Genomic DNA, 6,417 nt, shown 5'->3' with positions numbered 1-6,417 from the left:
CCGTCCTCGGCACGATCGACGAAACCCGCGGTGAGGGCGGGCAGTTGGCGCGGACGACGCGGTGGAGTCGACACCGCGGCGGGAGTGTGCAGTGCGTCGTCGAGCATCAGCTGGGCGATCGCCTGGGTCAGCGACGCATCCAGTCCGCCTGGATCGGGGACGTGGGCAATGGTCAGCCCCGAGTCGCGCAGCCGAGCTCGAAAGGCGAGCTGACGGGTATCGGCCACCTCGGAGGTGTCATCCGCGACGAAGAACACCAGCCTGCGTTTGCCCGTCGCGGTGGCGGTCTCGAATTCCAGCTCGGTGTAGGAGAGGGTCGGATCGTCGCGCACCGGCGAGCCGTAGCTGTGGCCGATGATCCCGACATACAGGTCAGCGAGGCCGACCAACTCCGCGCAGACCTTGGCGGGTGGCCGGTCGTCGGCGGTGAAGTACTTCATATCGATCGGCGCATGCCGGAACCGTTTCACCGCTTCCTCGGCGGCAGTGATCCAGGAACGCCCGCTCGGCTTGGATCGGAGATCCCCGGTGTGGCTCAGGAAGACCCGCCACGGCCGTCCGACCTCTGTCACTCGTCAACGGTAACTCCGGGACGTGCGGGCGGTGTGGAGAAACGAATACGGTCTGCGCCTCCGGCGAACCGGAGGCACAGACCGCAGCGTGTGACGACGCCCGATGGGCGCGCAGGTCGAAGGCTCGAGGCAGCGCCTAGCCCACACCCAGATACGCCGATTTCACCGCGGGATCGGTGAGCAGTTCGCCGCCGTGGCCGGTCTTGGTGACCTCGCCGGTCTCCATGATGTAGGCGCGGTGGCTGCGGGCCAGCGCTTGCTGGGCGTTCTGTTCGACCAGCAGCACGGTGGTGCCCTGCTGGTTGATCTCGCTGATGATCCGGAAGATCTGCTGGATCACCATGGGGGCCAAGCCCATCGACGGCTCGTCGAGCAGCAGCAGCCGCGGCCGGGCCATCAGCGCGCGGGCGATGGCCAGCATCTGCTGCTCACCGCCGGAGAGCGTGCCGCCGACCTGTTTGCGCCGCTCCAGCAGCCGTGGGAACAGTTCGAAAACCCACTCCAGCGTCCGGTCGTACTCGGCCTTCTGTTTGAATCCCCGTCCGTAGCACCCCATGTCCAGGTTTTCCTGCACCGTCATGCCGGGGAACACGCCCCGGCCTTCCGGCGCCTGGATCAGGCCGTTGGCAACCCGTTCGTGTGCCTTCATCTGGGTGATGTCGCGGCCTTCGAACAGGATTCGCCCGCGGGTCAGCGGCAACAGCCCGGACATGGCGCGCATGGTCGTCGTCTTGCCCGCGCCGTTGGCGCCCAGCAGCGTGACCAGCTCGCCCTCCGCGACGGTCAGCGAGATACCGTGCAGCGCTTGGATTCTGCCGTAGTTGACGACCATGTCCTCGACTTCGAGCAGCGGTGCGCCGGAGGGCTTGCCGGACCCCCCGGGCTGCGCGGACGGCTGCGCGGCCGTCGGCTTCCCCGGCGGCGCCTTCTCCGGGCCGGACCGCGTATCGTCACCGGGCACACCGCTCTCTCCTGCGGGACTACGAGATTCGCCTGGCCCAGCGCCGGATTCACCTGCCCCAGCGCCGGATTCGTCCGCCGAAGTGCCGGACTCGCCTGCGGCAGAACTGGATTCCCCCACCTCGGTATCGGGCACGCCGAGATACGCCGCGATCACGGCCGGGTTCTCCCGAATGTCGGCGGGCAGTCCGTCGGCGATCTTGCGGCCGAACTCCAGCACCACGATCCGGTCGGTCACGCCCATGACCAACCGCATGTCGTGCTCGATCAGCAGCACCGTGAACCCGTCGTCGCGGATCTTCCGGATCAGGTCCATGAGCGCGGACTTCTCGCTCGGGTTGAACCCGGCCGCTGGCTCGTCCAGGCACAGCAGCTTCGGCTCGGTGGCCAGCGCGCGGGCGATCTCCAGGCGGCGCTGGTCGCCGTAGGAGAGGTTGCGCGCCTTCTCCACCGCTCGCGGCGCGATGCCGACGAACTCCAGCAACGCCATGCCGCGTTCGATGGCGTCGCGTTCCTCGCGCCGGTGCCGCGGCGTCCGGAGAATCGCGCCGGGGACCGAGGTCTTGTGCCGCGCGTCCGTGCCGACGACCACGTTCTCCAGCGCGGTCATCTCACCGAAGAGCCGCACGTTCTGGAACGTGCGCGCGATGCCGAGGCGGGTGATCGCGTTGCGCTTGGTCTTCGTCAGCGGCTTGCCGTCGAAGTACACCAGTCCCGAGGCGGGTTGGTAGACACCGGTGATCGCGTTGAAGCAGGTGGTCTTGCCCGCGCCGTTGGGACCGATGAGGCCGAGGATCTCGCCGCGGCGGATCTCGAAACTCACCTCGTCCAGGGCGGTGAGACCACCGAACTTCACCGTCAGACCGTCGGTGCGCAACAGCGGTTCGCCCACCGCGGTCTCGATGACCCGATGGGGCGCGACGACTTCCGCGACCGTTTCGGAGTCGGCGAGATCCGGGATCACCGCGGTCACGTCCACCGTGCCCGCGCTCTCGACCTCCGGCGGGGCCGCATAGCCCGCCGCGATGTCCTCGTTGTCGAACAGCGCGTCGCCCGCGCCGGGCCCGGTCATCGTCCCACTCCGATCGGCTCGCGCACGGCCGGTCTGCGCACGGCCTGATACACCTGCCTGCCGTAGGTGAGCAGCTTCTGCCGCACCGGGAACAGACCCTGCGGACGCAGAATCATCATCACCACCAACGCGATACCGAAATACAGATACTTGAGGTCACCCAGCGATTGCGCGCCGCCCTTGCGGAACAGCAACACGCTGCCGAGCAGCAGCAGCGCCAGCACACCGCTGGCCACCATGCCCGTGATCACCCCGCGGCGCGGCCACACGCCCAGCCGACCGGCCCACAGCCGCCACACGACGATCAGCGCGACGAACACCGCGACGTCGATCGCCAGCAGGACGTACCCGGTCGACTCGTTGCTCACCAGGTTCACCGACTGCAGTCGCGCGGGCAGATAGGCGATGACGAACGCGCCGAAGATCACGCCGAGCTTGTTGCCCTGCCCGCCGATGACCACCGCGCACAGGAACAGCATCGAGTTGATGATGTTGAACCCGGTCGGGTTGATGAACTGCACCTGCCCGGCGTAGATCGCGCCGGACATGCCGCCCACCGCGGCGCCGATCATGAACGCCCACAGCTTGAACTTGAACGTCGGCACGCCCATGATCTCGGCCGCGTCCTCGTCCTCGCGGATGGCCACCCAGGCGCGGCCGACCCGGCTGCGCTCCAGATTGCCGACCACCAGCAGCACGATCACCACCAGGGCCATGCCGAACCAGTACCAGTAGGTGCCGTAGCTGGCGCGGTCGAGGAGGTTCACGGCGTCCGGGTCGCCGCTGTTGCCGCCGGAGAACACGCCCTCCGGCCTGCTCTCCGACTCGCCGACGTGCGGATAGGCCACACCCGACAAACCGAGGCTGCCGTTGGTGAGCTCGGTGAGGTTCTCCGCGAGCAGCCGGACGATCTCACCGAAGCCGAGCGTGACGATCGCCAGGTAGTCACCGCGCAGGCGCAGTGTCGGCGAACCGAGGATCAGACCCGAGACGGCGGTCACGGCCACCGCCAGCGGCAGGCAGGCCAGCCACGCCCACTTCGGATCCAGCCAGCCGCCGTCGGTCTGGTTCCACGGGCTGTTGGGGCTGGTGAGCAGGCCGACGGTGTACGCGCCGACCGCGTAGAAACCGACGTAGCCGAGGTCGAGCAGGCCCGCCTGCCCGACCACCACGTTCAGGCCGATCGCCAGCAGCGCGTACATCGCCACCTGCGCCATCACCAGGCCGAAGTTGTAGGAAGGAGTGTTCAGCAGCGGCGGAGGGAACAGCGGCAGCAGCGCGAGCAGCAGGAGAATCGGGACGCCGACACCCCACTGCGCGGGCCTGCTCAGCCCCTCCCACCAGGTGCGGATCGCGTCGCCGAGGCCGCGCCGGTCGGTGTCCGGCGCGGGCGCCGTCTTGGTCGTGTCGATCATGCGCGCGCCCTTCCGAGACTCTCGCCGAGGATGCCGGTCGGGCGAACCATCAGCACCAGGACCAGCACCACGAACGCGACCACGTCGCGCCATTCGGTGCCGAACAGGATCTGGCCGTACTGCTCCACCACGCCGAGCAGCAGGCCGCCGAGCAGCGCGCCGCGCAGATTGCCGATGCCGCCGAGCACCGCGGCGCTGAACGCCTTGATGCCGAGGATGAATCCGCCGGAGTAGATGATCCCGTTCGGGATCTTGAGCGTGTACAGCATCGCCGCCGCGCCCGCGAGCACACCGCCGATGAGGAAGGTCAGCATGATGACCCGTTCCCGCGACACACCCATCAGCGTCGCGGTGTCGGGGTCCTGGGCCACGGCCCGGATGCCGCGGCCGAACTTGGTCTGGTTGATCAGCAGCTCGGTGACGATCGCCAGTACCACCGCGGCGACCACGATGAGCAGCATGATGTTGGTGACGTCCGCGCCGCCGAAACTGAACTGCACGGTGGGCTCGACGAGCCGGATCGCCTGCTGCGCGTTGGTGCCGCCCAGGTCGGGGCGGATCTTCGGCAGCACGAAGTGCACCAGTTCCTGCAGCACGAACGACATACCGATCGCGGTGATCAGGAAGGCCAGCGGTTTGGCGCCCCGCTTACGCAGCGGCCGATAGGCCACCCGCTCCAATCCGACGGCCGCGCCGCCGGATACGACCATGCCCACGACCATCGCCAACCCCAGATAGACGACGGTGAGCACGACGCCCTGGGTGTAGACATCGGGACTCGCGACGAATCCGAAGATCATCAACCCGATCAATTGCCCGAACAAGCCGAGCATGAAAATTTCCGAATGGGCGAAATTGATCAGGCGCAATACGCCGTAGACCAACGTATAGCCCACGGCGACCAAGGCATAGATGGCGCCATAGGTCACTCCGTCGACGGTCAGTCGCCAGAAACTATCGATCAACCCCTCATAGTTGAAGTCGATCGAGCCGCCGAGGAGTTGTGCCCCACCGGCCAATGCCGTTGATTTCATTTATTTCTTGCCCTCATCCATTCGCCCGCCGAACAACGGCACGTACCGGAGTTCGCGCGAACCCCGGTACGTGCCGTACGTCCGAGTCCCAGAGCTACTTGACCTCGTACACCCAGATCAGCGCGTTCGACAGCTCACCATTCGGATTCCACTTGTACTGACGCGCGAGGCCGGCACCGTCGTACGTCCGCACAAACTCGAGCAGATCCGGGCGGGTCACCTTACCGCCGTCGATGCCCTTGGCCAAGATGGTGGTCAGGTCGTACGCCTCGACCGAATAGACACCGGGCGCCTGACCGTTGAGCGCCTCGTAGGCCTTGGCGAACTTCTCCGGCGCCGGACCGCACGGGCACGACAGCTTCGCACCCTTGGCCGCGCTGCCCGCCTGCGCGACGAACTGCGGGTCGTTGGTGCCGTCGGCGGACACGAAGACCGCCTTCACGCCACCGGACTTCAACTGCTGGGCCAGCGGCGCGGCCTCGGAGTAGTAGCCGGAGTAGAAGATGGCGTCCGGATTCGCGCCCGCCACCTTGGTGACCGTCGCGGAGAAGTCCTTGTCGCCCTTCTTGATGCTGGCGGCGCAGGCCGGGTCGGCCGCGGCGCCCAAGCCCTCGGTGATCGACTTCGCCAAGCCGGTGCCGTAGTCGGTGTTGTCCTGGATGACGCAGACCTTCTTGTAGCCCGCGGTGTTGACCAGGTACTTCGCCACCGACGGGCCCTGCACGTCGTCATTGGCGAGGCCGCGGAAGAAGGTGGTCCAGCCGTTCTGGGTCAGCGTCGCGTTGGTCGCCGAGGAGGTCACCGAGACCAGGCCCGCGTCGCTGAGGATCTTGCCCGTCGCCTTCGTCTCACCGGAGAACGCCGGTCCGACCAGGCCGATGATCGACCTGTCGTTGACGATCTGCGGGATCACCTGGGTGGCCTTCTGCGGGTCGCCCTCGGTGTCGAACTGCTTCAGCTCGATCTTGCACCCGGGGTTGGCCTTGTTGTGCTGGTCGAGGGCGAGCTTGACGCCGTTGACGATATTGATGCCGAGCGCGGCGTCCGGACCGGTCAGCGCGCCCGCCATCGCGATGGACGTACCCGGCGCGCAGGTCGCCTTGCCGTCGCCCGCGGGATCGGCCGCGGCGGCGGCATCCGCCTTCGGCACCTCCTTGCCCTGCTGGTCGACCTGCAAAACCGGCTGGATGGACAAGCCACCCGCGCCATTGGTGCCCGAGGAATCCGAACCGCTGCTGGTGGATTTGTCGCTACAACCGGTCAGCACCAGCGCGGCGGCAGCGCCGACGGCCAGAACACCCCGCGTCGATCGACTGCGCCATGTCGAACTAAGCACGATTCACCTCATCTAAGTTCTGTGCTCC

General features: G+C 67.2%; 5 protein-coding genes and 1 pseudogene. All 6 read right to left on the bottom strand.

Annotation, left to right across the window (positions count from 1 at the left end; all coding sequences use genetic code 11):
- On the bottom strand, window positions 1–572 hold a 572-nt coding region (locus tag ON34_RS09850), incomplete at its 3' end, for a DUF4062 domain-containing protein (RefSeq protein ID WP_157172244.1).
- A 136-nt stretch (window positions 573–708) separates the two neighbouring features.
- Window positions 709–1,404, bottom strand: a complete 696-nt coding sequence (locus tag ON34_RS37480; RefSeq protein WP_245547962.1) for an ABC transporter ATP-binding protein — start codon at window positions 1,402–1,404, stop codon at window positions 709–711.
- Between the two features lie 246 nt (window positions 1,405–1,650).
- Window positions 1,651–2,604 (bottom strand): annotated as a pseudogene (locus ON34_RS37475) (ABC transporter ATP-binding protein); the annotation flags it as partial.
- On the bottom strand, window positions 2,601–4,019 hold the full coding sequence (locus ON34_RS09840) for a branched-chain amino acid ABC transporter permease (RefSeq protein WP_040777226.1): 1,419 nt from the start codon (window positions 4,017–4,019) through the stop codon (window positions 2,601–2,603). The gene ON34_RS09840 and the pseudogene ON34_RS37475, both read right to left, overlap by 4 nt.
- Window positions 4,016–5,053 carry a branched-chain amino acid ABC transporter permease gene (locus ON34_RS09835; protein ID WP_040777223.1) on the bottom strand — a complete coding sequence of 346 codons (1,038 nt, stop codon included), beginning with the start codon at window positions 5,051–5,053 and terminating at the stop codon, window positions 4,016–4,018. The genes ON34_RS09840 and ON34_RS09835 overlap by 4 nt, the downstream gene beginning before the upstream one ends.
- A gap of 94 nt (window positions 5,054–5,147) precedes the next feature.
- Window positions 5,148–6,389, bottom strand: coding sequence for a branched-chain amino acid ABC transporter substrate-binding protein (locus ON34_RS09830; protein ID WP_373291898.1), 1,242 nt, complete (start codon window positions 6,387–6,389; stop codon window positions 5,148–5,150).
- Between the last annotated feature and the right edge of the window lie 28 nt (window positions 6,390–6,417).

This window comes from Nocardia pneumoniae NBRC 100136, from assembly GCF_000308755.1.
GTDB classification, from domain to species: domain Bacteria; phylum Actinomycetota; class Actinomycetes; order Mycobacteriales; family Mycobacteriaceae; genus Nocardia; species Nocardia pneumoniae.
The sequence above is the reverse complement of the archived record's forward strand: the minus strand, read 5'-3'. Positions and strand labels throughout refer to the sequence as shown.